Genomic DNA, 13,804 nt, shown 5'->3' with positions numbered 1-13,804 from the left:
CGACCCGCTGTGGTCATGGCCGAGTGGCCGGGTTCGTGGTCGGGTGGCTACGTTCGCGGCTGACCGGGCTGGTGGTTGCGGCCAGGTGGCTACGTTCGCGGCCGACCGGCTGATGGTCGCGGGCGAGTGGTCACCGCTTGCGGCCGGTCGGTCAACGCTTGCGGCCGACGCCGCCGACCGACCAGACCGTGTCTTTCGGTGGTCGCAGCTCGCCGGGCTCCGGTCGCCATTCGGGCACCTGGACGAGGCCGGGCTCCACCATTTCCAGGTCGCCGAACAGCGGCAGGATCTCGGCCTGGGTGGGCAGCCGCAGGCGGCCGTCGTCCTTGACCGCCCATTCGCTGGCGAACAGCAGGGCGAGCCTGTCCGTCACCTCCGGCCGGAGGTCACAGATCGCGTGGCTGATGACCATATAACTGCCGGGCGCGATCGCCTCGCGCAGCCGTGCGGTGATGGACATCGTGAGGTCGTCGTCGTTGATCGCCGCCAGCACCGAGACGAGCAGGACGCCCACGGGCTCGCCGAGGTCGACGAGCTCACGCAGCCGCGGATGGGTGAGGATCGAGCCGGGGTCGCGTACGTCGCCGCGGATCACCGCGACGCGTTCGTCGTCCTCCACCAGCGCCTGGCCGTGGCTGACCACGACCGGGTCGTTGTCCACGTAGACCACGCGGGCGTCGGGAGCGCACTCCTGTGCGATCTCGTGCACGTTGCCCTGGGTCGGCAGGCCGCAGCCGATGTCGACGAACTGGCGGATCCCGGCCGCGGCCAGGAACCGTACGGCCCTGCGCAGGAACTTCCGCCCCTCGCGGCACATCAGGGGGAGCTCCGGCGCGATCAGCAGCGCGGCTTCCGCCGCCTCGCGGTCCGCGGCGAAGTTGTCCTTCCCGCCGAGCCAGTAGTCGTAGACCCGGGCCTCGTTCGGGACGGACGGGTCGAAACCCACAGGCTCGACCGGGGGGAAACCCGGCATGATCCTCCGTTCAGGCCTGATCACCGATCTTACCGGTGCAAGACGGGCCTTGATGAGGATCCGTACGCGCCTGCGAGCGGGCCTTCTCCGGAGGTGCTTTCCGGGCGGTGTTTCCCGGCTGGAGGGTGTTGCCAGGCTGGAGGGTGCTTCCCGGCTGGAGGGATCAGCGGTAGCCGGCGGCCTCGGCCGTGAAGCCGGCCCACACGGCCTTGCCCACGGGACGCAGCCGTGCCCAGCCCCACATGCGGCTGACCCCGGCGACGACCTGCAGGCCGCGCCCGGTCTCCGCGACGTAGTCGGGCTCGCGCAGCACCGGCGCGTCGTTGCTGGGGTCGGTGACCATGCACAGCAGCGCGCGGGCCGAGCGGAACATCAACAGGCGCACCGGCAGGGGATGGATGGCCTGGTGCCGCAGGCCGTGGCGCAGCGCGTTGGTGACCAGTTCGCAGACCGCGAGCGCGGCGTCGTCGGCGACGTCATCCATGGACCAGGTCTGCAACACCCCGGCGGTGAAACGCCGCGCGGTGCGCGCGGCGAGGCTCTCACGGTGGAACTCGTGCACCGCCACTTGGGGGACACCACACGGCTCTTCGCCGCAGGTCCAGGGCCAGCGCTTGCCATCCGGAAAGACCTGCTCAAGTGTGCCCAGCCAGGGGTCCCGGGCACCGCTATCGGCTTCTGCGAGGGAAGCGCGGTCTGTCCGATAACCAGTCATTGAGAGCCTTATGAGGTTGATGTCGACCATGTGGCGGGATGACTCAGTAAGTCATACTGCTCCCATTGATGCTCCTGTGCAAGTACAGATGCACGTGCAAACGCACGAATGTCGTTGCTTGGGCTGGGATTCCGAAACGAGGCGCCCCGTGTCCATGATCTACAACGGAATGCCCTCTTCACAACTGGGACGGCAAGACTGGCGCAAGAGCCGGCACAGCAATCCGAGCGGCAACTGCGTCGAGATCGCCCTGCTGTCCGACGGGCGGGTGGCCGTACGCAACTCCCGGCACACGTGCGGACCTGCGCTGATCCTGTCTCTACAGGCCATGGCCGCATTCCTCCGCTCCGTCAAGGAGGGCGAATTCGACGACCTTCTGGACGAAGCAGAGAAATGATCTCGCCACTTGCGCGGCCCGGCGCGGCGGGTATCGTTAACGTGGCGTAAACGTCGGTGCACCTCAAAGGACCCCATATGACTGCGGCCCCTACCGAGGGTGTGCCTCACCCGCTCGACCTGGCGGCACGATCACGCCGTAGCCCCACTGTCCTGCGCATCCTGCTCGGCACCCAGCTGCGGCGGCTCCGCGAAAGCCGGCACATCCGCCTGGAGGAGGCCGGCCAGGCCATCCGCGCCTCCCACTCGAAGATCAGCCGGATGGAGCTCGGGCGGGTCGGATTCCGCCGCCGCGACGTCGCCGATCTCCTCACGCTGTACGGCGTCACCGAGGAGAGCGAGCGCGAGGCGCTGCTCTCCCTCGTCGCGCAGGCCAACGCCCACGGCTGGTGGCACAAGTACGACGACGTCCTGCCGTCCTGGTTCGAGGCGTACGTCGGCCTGGAGCAGGCCGCGAGCGCGATCCGCTGCTACGAGGTGCAGTTCGTGCCCGGGCTGCTGCAGGCCCCCGAGTACGCCGAAGCGGTCGTGCGACTCGGCCACCCCGACGCGTCGGACGAGGAGGTCGAGCGCCGCGTCCGGCTGCGGATGGACCGCCAGGAGGTGCTGGTCCGGCCGGACCCGCCCACCGTGTGGGCGGTGATCGACGAGGCCGTGCTGCGACGTCCGGTGGGCGGGTCCCGGGGGATGCGGGCCCAGATCGAGCACCTGCTCGAAATGATCACCCTTCCTCGTGTAACGCTCCAAATCATCCCGTTCAGCGCCGGCGGGCATGCCGCCGCCGGCGGGCCGTTCAGCATCCTGCGCTTCGCGGGAGTCGGCCTGCCCGACGTCGTCTATCTCGAACAGCTCACCAGCGCCATCTACCTGGAGAAGCGGGATGACGTCGACCGCTATCTCGCCGTCATGGAACGGCTGTGCATCCAGGCCAGGCCGGTGACGGACACCAAGCGGATGTTGCAGCAGCTCCTGACGGAGCTGTGACGATGCGCTAGCGTCGCTGCGCGACCCCGCTGCCGCACGCCCACAGGAAACGATGGCGCAAGCCGCACCTGGAAATACGTGTCAGGCGCCCGTGGGAGGTAAGTGGAGTGACTACCACCGTGGGCAAGCAGGAGGGCGGTGAGAACCTTGGCGGGCAGCCTGCTCAGCCTGGAGTTCGACCGAAGTTCGGTCACCAGGGTGCGGCATCTCGTCATGGTGTCGGCGCAGGAGGCCGGTCTTGAGGGCGTGGCCCTGCAGGACTTCGTGCTCGCGGTGCACGAGGCGGTCACCAACGCCGTACGGTACGGCTCGCCGCCGCGGGGAATCGCCATGTGGCGCGAGGCGGGGACGCTGGTCGCCGAGATCACCGACAAGGGCCCCGGCATACCCGACGAGGCCCTGGAACGCGAGCAGACGGTCACGCGGTTCGACTTCGGGGGACGCGGACTGTGGCTCATGAACCGCCTGGCCGACCTCGTCGTGCGTACGGGAGCCGAGGGAACCACGATCCGCCTCTGCGCGGCGCTCGACTGAACGACATCCGACTTCCGCTGAGAGCGGAGCGGGGGCCGCCTGACCGAAAACGGGCCTCCTCATCTCCCCGAACATGATCCCCGCGCAGGGTTAGCACCGTTGTGAGCTGGGCACTTCTGATCTCGCCGCCCTGCCGCCAGGGTCGGACGGCAGGCATGCAGGGCGGGCCGTAATCATGATTTTGGTGCACCGGAATTTCTGGCAATCCGGGCCGGAGGCCGAAGCCTTGCTAGGCTGCAGGGAACCGTAGAACCGGGCGTTGTCTCACCCGGCAGGTGAGACCGTCGAGAAGTGGGGTCACACCGTGAAGAAGCTGCTTGTTCTCGCTCTGGTCGCCGTCGGCGGGCTTCTGGTCTGGCGCAAGGTGCAGGCCGACCGTGCCGAGCTCGACCTGTGGACCGAGGCCACCGGCAGCGAGAACTGACCACCAGGGATGGTGCTTGATCGTGGCAAGGGTACGGGAATGAGCCCCGTGAAGCTGGCCTGTCTTGACCTGGCCGGCACCACGATCGGTGACATCGACATGGTGGAACGGGCGTTCGCCGAGGCGATCGCCACGCAGGGCATCGTCCCCGGGACCAGTGCCTATGCCCGTGCCATGGTGCATGTGCACAGGTCTCGGGGATGTCCCAAGATCGAAGTCTTCCGGGGCATCTTCCCCGGCAACGAAGCCCAGGCGCAGGCCGCCAACCTGACCTTCGAGCGTTCGTACGAGGGAGCCATCGAACGGGCCGGTCTCGTGCCGCTTCCGGGGGCCGTCGAGGCCATCACGAAGCTCCGCGACGCGGGCCTGAAGATCGCCCTGATCACCGGATTCAGCCGGGCGACCCTGGGACGGGTGCTGAGCACCCTCACCTGGGTCGACATGCTGGATCTCGCGCTGTGTCCCGAAGACGCCGGACGCGGCCGTCCCTACCCCGACATGGTGCTCACCGCCATCCTGCGTTCCGGCATCGACGACGTACGGCAGGTCGCCCTGGTGGGCGACTCCGAGAGCGACATGCTGTGCGGCCGGCGCGCGGGCGCCTCGATCGTCGCCGGCGTTCTCACCGGCGTCCACAGCAAGGACCGCCTGATCGGCGGCGGCGCCACCCACATCATCGAATCCATCGCCGACTTCCCCGGGCTCGTCCTCGCCAACGAGGTCGGCGCCTCGCCCGTGGCCACCTCCTGATCGCCCGTCTCCCTCGAAGGTTTTCCCGGCGCCGGGGGCCACGCGGGCGGCACGGGCGGTATCGAGTGGCGCTCGAGTGCGGGCTGTTGCTACCGTGTATGCACCGGCGGCCTGTGGATCTGCACATTTGCGCAGTTCGCACCCGTCACGGGGCCTTAGCTCAGCTGGCAGAGCGCCTGCTTTGCAAGCAGGAAGTCAGGGGTTCGAATCCCCTAGGCTCCACCAGCCAAAACGCCGCTTCCACGATCATGGGAAGCGGCGTTCGTGCCATTAACGTGCCATTAGCTCTTGCCGGCATCGCGCTCCGCCTCGACTCGCGCGCTCAGCGCGTCGGCGATCTTCCGGTCTGCGTCGCGGGTGGCGTGCTGGTAGATCAGCGCGGCTCGGTCGCTGTCGTGACCCATCCGGGCCTTGAGGTCGGCGAGGCTCGCGCCTGACTGCGCGGCGAGTGTGTTGCCGGTGTGCCGAAGGTCGTGGAAGTGCAGCCCCTTGACGCCCATCTCCTTGAGCGCTTCCGCCCACTTGGCCTCACGCCGGAAGTTGCCACCGCGGAGGAACGCACCGCGCTTGCCGAGAAAGACGAACGCGTCGTCTCCCGTGCCGGTGAACTGGTCGAGGTGGTCGACGAGGGCCGGAACGATGGCCGAGGGGATGCTGACCGTCCGCTTGCCGGCCCGCGACTTGGGCGGAGCGAGCACCATGTCTCCCCCGTCCAGCTCGATGAGCTGTTCGCGTACGCGGACCGTGCGCGCCTCGATGTCGATGTCCGAGCGCCGCAGCGCGATGACCTCGCCCCAACGCAGGCTTGCGAAAGTGGTCAGCAGGATCAACGCGCGGAATCGCCGGTCCGCCATCCGGTCGGCCAGCTCGAAGACCTGGGCGACGGTGAGAATGGGCCGCTCCGGCGTCTGCTCGTTGTCCGCGCCCTTGATGCGGCAGGGGTTCTGGCTGATCAGCTTGTCCTCTTCGACGGCCGTCATCAGAACGGCCCGGAGGAGCCGGTACGCCTTGGCCGCCGTGGACACCGAGACGCCTTTGTCTATAAGGGCGGCTCGCCAGGAGCGGACAAGCGCTGTCGTGAGTTTGCCGACCGGCACCTCGCCGAGGCCGGGAACGATGTGCCGTTCAAGGAGCCAGGTGTAGAGCTCGACCGTCTTGGGCCGCAGGCCAGGACGTTCTTTGATCCAGGTCCGCGCGTAGTCGCCGAGCAGGACTTTGCCGCGATCGAGGTCCGTCCACTCTCCAGAGATCATCTGCGCTTCGAGCAGCGTGAGCGCACGGTCGGCGTCCGTCTTGGTTGCGTAGGTCGTGGAGCCCGTGTGGATCCGCCCATCGGGGCCGGGATAGCGAATCTGAAAGCGGCCGGAGGGAAGCTTGCGGATATTGCCGAAACGCCGGTGACCGTCTCTGTTCGCCATCAGGCCGCCCGTCCCTTCGGCGCTTTGACCGGCTCGACGAGCCCGGCCGCAATGAACGCTTCGAGGGCGGCTTCGGGAATGCGAACGCCCCGGCCGACGCGGACGAAGAAGATACGGCGTTCGGCGATCAGCCGACGAGGAAAGCGAACCGAGGTGTTCAGCCGTTCGGCCGCCTCTTCGACACGGAGAAGCCGACCTTGGGCCTCGGGGGGGAGTAGCGCGTTAGGAGAAAGCGCGTTCGTCATGCAGCCCTCCCTTCAGTTGCCGAAAAATCTCTGCCGTCTGCCTCGGCTTCGAGCCGGGCCAGGTGGTTACGCCAGCGCTGCCGTTCGTGAACCGACCGCAGGAGCCGTACGCCGATCGGGGCCAGGTCGGGGTCTCCGGGTTTGACGGGTCGCCAGATGTAGCGGTGGGGGTCGGCCGGTTCGTCGGGCAGGCCGAGGGCTTCCAGGACCCAGGTGCGTCGGTCGTGCTTGTGCTCGGTGAGGGTCTTGTTGGACCACTTGCGGGAGACCAGGACGCGGCGGCCGGCGTAGCCGAGGTGGTCCGGCTTGTGCGCCTTGCCCCTGCACCGACCGGGGGCCATCCCCGGTTTGGCGCCCTTGGGTTGGATGCCGTAGCGCAGCCAGTTCGGGCACGTGGGCGAGCACGGCTCAAAGCGCAGGGCGTCGAGCAGCCGTTCGGCATGGGCCTTGCGGCGCGGGTCGTCGGTGCCGAGCGCGTCACCGAGGGACTTGGTGAGGTACTTGGACAGGTACCGGATCAGCTGGTCGGCGTCCGGGGTCCCGGCGAGGACGCTCTGAATGTCCATCTGGTCGCCGAAGCGGAGCACGTGCAGGGGCCGGGCGTCCTCGTCGGCGTCAAGGGCGTCGAGGGCTTGGTCCCAGGTGGGCAGGACTTCCCCGGTGTCGGGGTCGAGGTAGCCGGTCCCGTCCTCCCACACCGGCAGGTGCTCACCCTCGAACCGCACGACATCCGTGGGTGGCCACCACACCTGGTGGTAGGTGGCCGCGACGATCTGCCGCAGCTCCGCCCTGGGGAGGGTGCCGCGGATCGCCATGTGCAGGTGCGGGGCGAGGCGCTTTTGTGGTTCGACGGTGGCGAAGTACTGCACGTCGTATCCGGCGACGCGGCGGAGGTTCTGCACAAACCGGTCCACCAGCTTGGAGAAGTGCAGGGCATCCCGGGCCGCCCGCGCGTAGTCGTACCGGTCGGGATCGAGCGGTGCACCCTCCAGCACCCGCCCGTAGGAGGGCAGGGTGAGCGTGACGAACATCGACGGCCGGTAGGTTCTGCCGTTGGCGCCGGTGAAGGTCCGCCCGAGCGTGGTCGTGGCCATGCGCCGCTTGGGCAGGTTCGGGGCGTCCTGCCGCCGCTTGGTCGAGCGGGTGCGCTTGCCGGAGGTGCGACCGAGGACGTTGCCGCGCATCCCCGCCGCGTTGATCTCCTCATCCAGCTCCACGATCGCGGCGTCCAGGTTGGTGGTGTCCCCGCCGGCCTTTCCCACCTCATCCCGCCACGCCTGAGCGTCGGCCCGCAGCTCCACGAGATGCCGCTGGTACTCATCCGGGGTGTCGGGGAGGTTGACGGGTTCGTGGTCGAGGTGCCAGCCCTCCCGGCACTGCGCCTGCCGAAGCTGCCGGTTGCGCTTCGCACACGGCGGGCACTTGCTCTCCAGCGTGGCCCCGCAGGGGACGTCGATGACCTCGACCTGTCCGGTGAGGATGTCTTGCCGCCGCATCGGCACCGGCCGGATGCACACGCCGTACTGTTTGGCGATCTCCTCGACCACGTCCCGCGCGAGCGGCTGAGCCATGCGGATGGCGCGTGGGGTGGAGCGGTCGTGCGGGTTGGTCACCGGTCACCGTCCCACGCGTTGAGGGGGTCCAGGAGGTCGGATGGGCCGAGGCCGTCAACGATGACGGCGGCTTTCTGGCCGCACTCGTGGCACTCGACCAGGCCGCGCGGGTCGAGCCACAGCACATCGAGCGCCTGGCAGCACGAGCAGCGCAGGCCGTCCAGGAGGTCGGCAAGACGCCGCATCATCGGCCCACCCCCGCGAACTCGGCGACCATCGCCCGGATGTCGGCGTCGGAGACGTACGCCGCCCGGACCCGCACCGGGTCAGGGCTGGTTTCGAGGCGGACGTAGCCGACGCCCGCGCCGAGTTCGGGGATGGGTGAGATGTGGTCGGCCAGGGCGCCCCGGTCGCGTGCGCCGTCGCCGAGGACCATGTCCACCTGTTCCGACTCGTCCAGGCGGAGGGCGATCTTGTCGGGGAACAGGTTGCGGATATTCATGACCTCCTTGCGCGGGTCCTGAAGCGCGGCCATCACCCCGACACCGACCGCGCGGCCCTGGGTGGTGAGCGTAGCCAGGGCCGCCGTGATGCGCTGGCGAAGGCGCTTGTCGGATTGGTAGGCGGTGAGGAAGGCGACCTCGTCCACGAGCACCAGGACGAACGGGTCATCGACGGTGGGGGTGTGGGAGCGGTGGAGGCCGGCGAACCGGTCGGCCCGCTCCTGCATCACGCTCACGGCTTCATCGAGCAGGTCGGCGCACTCCTTCGGATCGGCCGCGTACCGGGACCCGAACAGGGCGCGGCCGAAGGAAAGTTCCATCCGCTTGGGATCGAGGGCCCAGACCTGCACGAGCCCGGCGCGCATGGCGGGGAGGAGGCCGCGGATGGTCGACCACAGCCACGAGCCCTTACCCGCCCCGGTCGCCCCGGCGATCAGGACGTGTGTGCCGTGGACCTTGAGCCGGTACGGTGTGCCGTCCTCGCACCGGCCGACCTCCACCGGCCCCACCGTCACCTCATCGGGAACCGGGATGGCGGGCAGGGGTTCGGCGAGGGGGTCGCGCCGGGGGAAGGTGAGCACGAGCCGCCCGGCCTTGGCGACGGTCACCCGGCAGGAGGGTGCGCCGAAGCCGTGGGCGAGGTGGTCGGTGTGGTCGGCCCAGTCCTTGACGGACTGCCCGGACAGCATGCGCACGGTGACGCGGTCGGCCCAGCCGTCGCACTCGACCCGCAGCAGGCGGGGCAGGTAGTCGCGGCCCTGGAGGTGACGGCCGAGCCCGGAGACGATCATCACGGGTTGCCAGTGCCGCCGGTAGACCCAGACTCGGCGCCAGAAGGCCAGCAGTCGCCAGCCCACCCAGCGCGCGAACGAGGCCCGGCCGGCCAGCGCCCAGCCGAACAGCAACGAGCACGGGATGGTAACGGCGGCAACCGCCGTAAGCCAGCCGTACCGGACCAAGATCACCCAAGGCACCGCGAGCACCGCGACCGCAATGGGGTGGGTAAGGAGGGTGCGAACGAGCCCGGCGACCAGGCGGCCGAGGAAGACCAGGATCGTGAGGAGCGCCGGAGTCTGGACGACGGCCGGTTTGAACACGACCGCCGTGTCCGGGGTGGTGGACACGAGGTTGCGCACCTCGCCACCGGGAAGGCGCTTGAGCATAAGCTTGGACACCTCTTCTCTTGATTCGCAGTCAGGAAGAGAACCGAGGGGCCGCCGGAAGTTGCCGCTTCCCGCGGCCCCACCTGCATGTCAGGCCGCCGTCTCGCCGGTGGCGGGAAGAGTGAGCTGGTCGGAGGTGGCCGACTGTTCGGCGTGCATGCGCTCGCAGTCGGCCAGGTACCGGGCGGCGGCGTCGAAAATGCGCCGGGCGGTCTCCACGTCGCTGGCGGTGGCGGGTCCGGCCCCGGTCGTGGAGATCGACATGTACGCCTCGCGGGTCTCCAGGACCAGGTACGGCCGCCCCGAGTCCAGCTTCCGGACGTCGGCGCGAAGGCGGGGGGGTGTAGAACGCGACGCGCACCTGTGGCCGTTCGTCGGAGGTGATGGCGATGGTGAGGTGCGTGTAGGGGTTCTGCCTCATCGGGCCGCCACCCCCTCACCATTGGGAAGGCCGTGAAACCGCCGCTCCACCGACCGGGCGAACGAGGCCGCCTCACGCGCCAGGCAGCGGGCGAACTCGACATCGGCCCGGCTGACCCGATCGCTGTCGGAGGTGGTCACCAGCACCGAGGTCGAACCGAAGTCCAGCGCCAGCACTGGCGTCCGCGCCGGGTACGGCAGGGCCTTGGCCGAGGCCCCGCACCCGGTGTTGACGCTGATCACCGTCGACGGCCGTACCGTCCGCCGCCCCATCACGCCGCGTCCTTCGCAGCGTTGGCGGTCTTGCCGGCCGCGGTGCGGGGAGCCCGCATCACCCGTGCCGAGATCGAGTAGGCCAGCCGCCCCGTCGCCTGATGCACGTACGGCTTGATCTCCAGCCCATCGAACTCGGCCGGAGCCAGCGGCACACCCGGTAGCGACGGCGGGACGACCGGCTGCACCTCCGACAGGATCTTCACCGTCACTGTCTTCTGCGCGGCCTTCAGCGACGGGTCGGCGTCCATCACCGGGACCTGCCAGATCGGCAGACCGGTCGCCTTGTCCTTGGCCTGGACATCGCGCTTGGCGTCGAAGTCCCTCGCCGCGGTCACCTCCCCCACGACATAGCAGCCGTACGGGAACAGCAGCTCGAAGCTGACCGGAATGGGTCCTTGCAGCGCCATCGCTCATCACCTCCTTTGTCCATCCCCCTAGACGGCGGCGGCCGGTCCGCGACGAGAACTGTCTAGGGGGCTATGCGGATGACGATAGCAAGCTCGCTTGCAACTGTCTAGGGGGGTGGACGAGTGTCAGGGTGGCACCTAGAGTCGCGCACCGATGGCCGCCGCGTAGCCCGCTGATCAGATTGTGACTGCGGAACGCTCAGAAGCGGCAGTAGCAGGCGGTGGCGTCGTCATAGGTCTTGCCTCGTGGCCACCGTTGCCCGTGCGGGTCGGAGCGCTCGGCCGCTCGGACCTGCCGGATCAGTTCGTCGGGTCCGGCCTGGGCGAGGAGGTCGAGGAGGCCGCGCCAGGTGGTGAGGCCGAACCGGTCGACGAGGCGGGATGCACCGTCGCTCAGGAGCGCCGCCGCTCGGACCTCACGATGCGGCATGCTGCCGGTGAGGGCTTGTTCGGCGGCGAGGGGATCGACGGAGGCGACCCAGAAGCCGCCGTCGCGGTTGCGATGACTGCGCAACGTCTCGACGTACTCGCGATGGGCGGCGACGTGTTCGGGCGTACTGGAATCGAGGGAGTCCATGCGCTTGCGGTAGCGGGCGCCGACCTGGGCTTCCCGGTCGTCGCAGATCACCAGCGGCTCAGCCTTGCCTGTGTCGAGGATGAGTACGGAGTCGGCCAGGACGAGCCAGTCCAGGAAGTCACCGATACGGCGCAGCATGACCACGGTCGCCGAGGGGGAGCCGGGGTGGGTGACGTCGCAGGTGAAGTCGTGGAGTGATGTCGTCGCCTTGATGCCCTCGGCGAGGAGTTCGGCCAGGGGGCCGGTGCTTTGCGTCATCGAGGTGAGGAGGGTTGAGCCGAGCGTGCGGGAGTACCACGCCACGCCATGGGTGCACCCCGACTCCGACCCCACCGGCGTGCCCGAACCGTCGAGGAGGACCACCGCGTCAGGGGTCGCAGCGACGAAGTCCTCATTCACGCGTTCGGGGTCGGCGGCTTCGGTGGCGAGGGCGACGCGCACGGTGTGGTCTCCTGTCGTTCAATCCTCGTCGTGCCGGTACAGAGGACTTGCCAGTTCCGCTTTCACCGGTTCCCCGCTCTGAGGGTCGTACTCGACGCCGACGACACAGGAGAACCGCCTGTCGCCCACCTGCCCCCACAGTGCGTTGATCTCGGTACTGATCAGGTGAACCACGCCGAGAGTGCCCTGAGGGTGAATGCCCGTGAACACCAGGAGATTGCCCCGCCCGTCCGGCCGCGCGAGGCGACCAAGGTAGGCATAATCGATCGGCCGGGGCGGAACCGAGTCGGAGCCCGACCGATAGACCTTGCCCGTACGGCTGTCGCGCAGTGTCCACGCGCCGTCCTTGACCCACTCCAACACGGGGTCGGACTCATACAACGCGCCCATGGTTTGGGACAAGCGTGGGCCGCAGATCACGATCAGCCCCGGCCGGTTGAGCTCGATCTCGCCAGTGAGGGGGACGTGCTCCAGCTCGACGGTAAGGCCGAAGCCACGCGCCAGGTCTTCCAGGCGCTTGGAGGCGGCGACGTCTTCCATCGCGACCACCGGGCGGGCGTTGTCGGCCTCTTGCTTGAGAGGTGTGGCTATCGTGATCACGCCCGTACCCAAGAAGGCACCCTCGGGGGCGGGGCCGGTGTGACGGATCTGGTGAATACGCCCGCGGGACAGGCCGGCCTTCTCGGCGATCTGCGCATACGACATGCCCTGGGCGTGGAGTTCCTGAATGACACGGCGGCGCAGCCGGGCCAGTTCGGTGACTTCCTGCTGAGCCGCGTTGAGTCGTTCGGTGGCAACCCGGAGCAGCAGGTAAGGATCGTCGATCGCGGCGATTTTGTCCAGGTCGCTCGGTGACACGGTTCCTCCTCTATGGTGCGCACCCGAGTCTAGAGCCCTAGACGAAATGCCGTCTATCCCCCTTGACAGTACGGTTTTGGCGGGTTTGCCGGTTTTTGGGTCCACGGCCCGGATCGCCGAGCGCCGGTTGGGGACCCCGCGCGGGCTCACCGCGCCCTCCCCGTCAGCAGGTCCGCCCAGACCTCATGCGCCTGGGTGAGGGGCCAGTGGTGCGTCTCGCGGATCTCGGGGGCGTCCTCGTTCTGCAGGGTCCGCCGGATGAACCCCTGTCCGCCCGCCTGGCACAACTCATACACCATGGCCAGGCAGTCACAAGTCCAGGCCAGCACGCGCACCCGCGCCCCATCTGTCGGTTTAAACCATTGCAGCTTCGTGCAGCCGGGTTGCCGGCGGTCGGGGACGTGCGGGCTCACGCACTTCATCACCGGGAGGTCGCCTTCGCGGCGGCGGCGATGGAGTCGACCTTGAGCAGCGCCCAGACGGTACGACCGGCCGGGCCGCCGTACACGCCCCAGTTGTCGGCCATGGAGGCGACCAGCAGCAGCCCGCGCCCACCCTCGTCCTCGGCAGGCCGGATGAGCCGGGGGGCGCCGGGGCCGCCCTCGTCGGTGACGCCGAGCCAGACCTGATCGGGTTCGGCCTGGATGCTGACGATGAACTTGCCACCGAACCGGGCCGAGGCGGTGTGCCGGACGGCGTTGGTCGCCAGCTCGCTCACGATCAGCTCAGCCGACTCCACCACCGGCCAAGCGGCGAGGGTCGCGGTGATGAAGCGGCGGGCTTCGGTGACCGAGGCGGGACGGCCGAGGAAGTGCCGGGACAGGCGCCATGGGGGCATGGAACACGCTCCGTCGTCTAGGGGGCTAGATATGCCTACGAGCAGGAGCGTATGACCAACGCTAGAACCATCTCAAGGAATACGACGCATAAATGCGTCAGTCGTGGTGTTGCTTCGCCAGCTCCCGGAAGTCCGCCGCGATCTCCCCCAGCAGCGCCCGCAACTCATCCCCGTACACGGCCGCGCCCGCGAACGCCTCAAACGCCTCCTCATGGGTCTCGATCTCGGCCGTCTCCGTCAGTGTCAGGTCGCCGCTCAGGCTCTCCACCACGCTCACCGTGCCGTCGTAGATGGTGAACCCATGCAGCGGAAAAACCGGAGCCTCCACC

General features: G+C 68.6%; 19 protein-coding genes, 1 tRNA gene and 1 pseudogene. 6 read left to right on the top strand and 15 right to left on the bottom strand.

The annotated features are described in order from the left end of the window. Window positions 1–151: 151 nt before the first annotated feature. Window positions 152–973, bottom strand: coding sequence for an SAM-dependent methyltransferase (locus HCK04_RS25780; RefSeq protein WP_142649982.1), 822 nt, complete (start codon window positions 971–973; stop codon window positions 152–154). Window positions 974–1,136: 163 nt separating this feature from the next. Beyond that, window positions 1,137–1,541 (bottom strand): ATP-binding protein, encoded by a 405-nt coding sequence (locus tag HCK04_RS43765; RefSeq protein ID WP_185949035.1) that lies wholly within the window; start codon window positions 1,539–1,541, stop codon window positions 1,137–1,139. A gap of 301 nt (window positions 1,542–1,842) precedes the next feature. Here HCK04_RS43765 and HCK04_RS25770 point away from each other — a divergent pair, with 301 nt between their 5' ends. From HCK04_RS25770 to HCK04_RS25745, 6 genes are all read left to right on the top strand, one after another. Continuing rightward, on the top strand, window positions 1,843–2,085 hold the full coding sequence (locus tag HCK04_RS25770; RefSeq protein WP_185949036.1) for a DUF397 domain-containing protein: 243 nt from the start codon (window positions 1,843–1,845) through the stop codon (window positions 2,083–2,085). A gap of 77 nt (window positions 2,086–2,162) precedes the next feature. Further along, a complete protein-coding gene (locus tag HCK04_RS25765; protein WP_142649979.1) occupies window positions 2,163–3,068 on the top strand; it encodes a helix-turn-helix transcriptional regulator in 906 nt (301 codons plus the stop codon). A gap of 138 nt (window positions 3,069–3,206) precedes the next feature. Further along, the gene (locus HCK04_RS25760; RefSeq protein WP_142649978.1) at window positions 3,207–3,602 is read left to right on the top strand and encodes an ATP-binding protein; all 396 of its coding nucleotides are present in this window, start codon (window positions 3,207–3,209) and stop codon (window positions 3,600–3,602) included. A gap of 304 nt (window positions 3,603–3,906) precedes the next feature. Then, a complete protein-coding gene (locus HCK04_RS25755) occupies window positions 3,907–4,026 on the top strand; it encodes a DLW-39 family protein (protein ID WP_208802288.1) in 120 nt (39 codons plus the stop codon). 39 nt (window positions 4,027–4,065) lie between these two features. Then, entirely contained in the window at window positions 4,066–4,776 is a 711-nt protein-coding gene (locus tag HCK04_RS25750; RefSeq protein WP_142649977.1) for an HAD-IA family hydrolase, read from the top strand. A gap of 149 nt (window positions 4,777–4,925) precedes the next feature. Beyond that, window positions 4,926–5,001: transfer RNA gene (locus HCK04_RS25745), tRNA-Ala, on the top strand. A 56-nt stretch (window positions 5,002–5,057) separates the two neighbouring features. On the opposite strand, the gene HCK04_RS25740 is transcribed toward HCK04_RS25745, so the two are convergent. The 13 genes and pseudogenes from HCK04_RS25740 to HCK04_RS25680 all read right to left on the bottom strand — a co-directional run. Further along, entirely contained in the window at window positions 5,058–6,194 is a 1,137-nt protein-coding gene (locus HCK04_RS25740) for a site-specific integrase (protein WP_142649976.1), read from the bottom strand. Then, complete coding sequence (locus HCK04_RS25735) at window positions 6,194–6,439, bottom strand: helix-turn-helix domain-containing protein (protein ID WP_142649975.1); 246 nt, start codon at window positions 6,437–6,439, stop codon at window positions 6,194–6,196. Before HCK04_RS25735 ends, HCK04_RS25740 begins: the two co-directional genes overlap by 1 nt. Beyond that, the gene (locus tag HCK04_RS25730) at window positions 6,436–8,010 is read right to left on the bottom strand and encodes a replication initiator (protein WP_205830719.1); all 1,575 of its coding nucleotides are present in this window, start codon (window positions 8,008–8,010) and stop codon (window positions 6,436–6,438) included. The genes HCK04_RS25735 and HCK04_RS25730 overlap by 4 nt, the downstream gene beginning before the upstream one ends. A gap of 38 nt (window positions 8,011–8,048) precedes the next feature. Beyond that, the gene (locus HCK04_RS25725) at window positions 8,049–8,240 is read right to left on the bottom strand and encodes a hypothetical protein (protein WP_142649973.1); all 192 of its coding nucleotides are present in this window, start codon (window positions 8,238–8,240) and stop codon (window positions 8,049–8,051) included. Beyond that, the gene (locus tag HCK04_RS25720; RefSeq protein ID WP_312845770.1) at window positions 8,237–9,670 is read right to left on the bottom strand and encodes an FtsK/SpoIIIE domain-containing protein; all 1,434 of its coding nucleotides are present in this window, start codon (window positions 9,668–9,670) and stop codon (window positions 8,237–8,239) included. The genes HCK04_RS25725 and HCK04_RS25720 overlap by 4 nt, the downstream gene beginning before the upstream one ends. Window positions 9,671–9,748: 78 nt before the next feature. Then, window positions 9,749–9,922 (bottom strand): hypothetical protein, encoded by a 174-nt coding sequence (locus HCK04_RS25715; RefSeq protein ID WP_168066257.1) that lies wholly within the window; start codon window positions 9,920–9,922, stop codon window positions 9,749–9,751. Window positions 9,923–10,075: 153 nt separating this feature from the next. Then, window positions 10,076–10,351, bottom strand: a complete 276-nt coding sequence (locus HCK04_RS25710) for a hypothetical protein (RefSeq protein ID WP_142649971.1) — start codon at window positions 10,349–10,351, stop codon at window positions 10,076–10,078. After that, complete coding sequence (locus HCK04_RS25705) at window positions 10,351–10,761, bottom strand: plasmid replication, integration and excision activator (protein ID WP_142649970.1); 411 nt, start codon at window positions 10,759–10,761, stop codon at window positions 10,351–10,353. The genes HCK04_RS25710 and HCK04_RS25705 overlap by 1 nt, the downstream gene beginning before the upstream one ends. Before the next feature lie 199 nt (window positions 10,762–10,960). After that, window positions 10,961–11,779: a protein phosphatase 2C domain-containing protein gene (locus HCK04_RS25700; RefSeq protein ID WP_142649969.1), complete on the bottom strand. Its 819-nt coding sequence runs from the start codon at window positions 11,777–11,779 to the stop codon at window positions 10,961–10,963. Window positions 11,780–11,797: 18 nt separating this feature from the next. After that, window positions 11,798–12,637 carry a sigma factor-like helix-turn-helix DNA-binding protein gene (locus HCK04_RS25695; RefSeq protein WP_260617402.1) on the bottom strand — a complete coding sequence of 280 codons (840 nt, stop codon included), beginning with the start codon at window positions 12,635–12,637 and terminating at the stop codon, window positions 11,798–11,800. A gap of 146 nt (window positions 12,638–12,783) precedes the next feature. After that, window positions 12,784–12,936: a hypothetical protein gene (locus HCK04_RS25690; RefSeq protein WP_168066255.1), complete on the bottom strand. Its 153-nt coding sequence runs from the start codon at window positions 12,934–12,936 to the stop codon at window positions 12,784–12,786. A 122-nt stretch (window positions 12,937–13,058) separates the two neighbouring features. Beyond that, complete coding sequence (locus HCK04_RS25685) at window positions 13,059–13,475, bottom strand: ATP-binding protein (protein WP_142649968.1); 417 nt, start codon at window positions 13,473–13,475, stop codon at window positions 13,059–13,061. 97 nt (window positions 13,476–13,572) lie between these two features. Beyond that, window positions 13,573–13,804: pseudogene (locus HCK04_RS25680) on the bottom strand (XRE family transcriptional regulator); the annotation flags it as partial.

Origin of the sequence: Microbispora sp. CL1-1 (assembly GCF_012034195.1) — a bacterium.
In the GTDB taxonomy this organism is placed as follows: domain Bacteria; phylum Actinomycetota; class Actinomycetes; order Streptosporangiales; family Streptosporangiaceae; genus Microbispora.
Note: the sequence above shows the minus strand (reverse complement) of the source record. Positions and strands in the feature narration are given on the sequence as shown.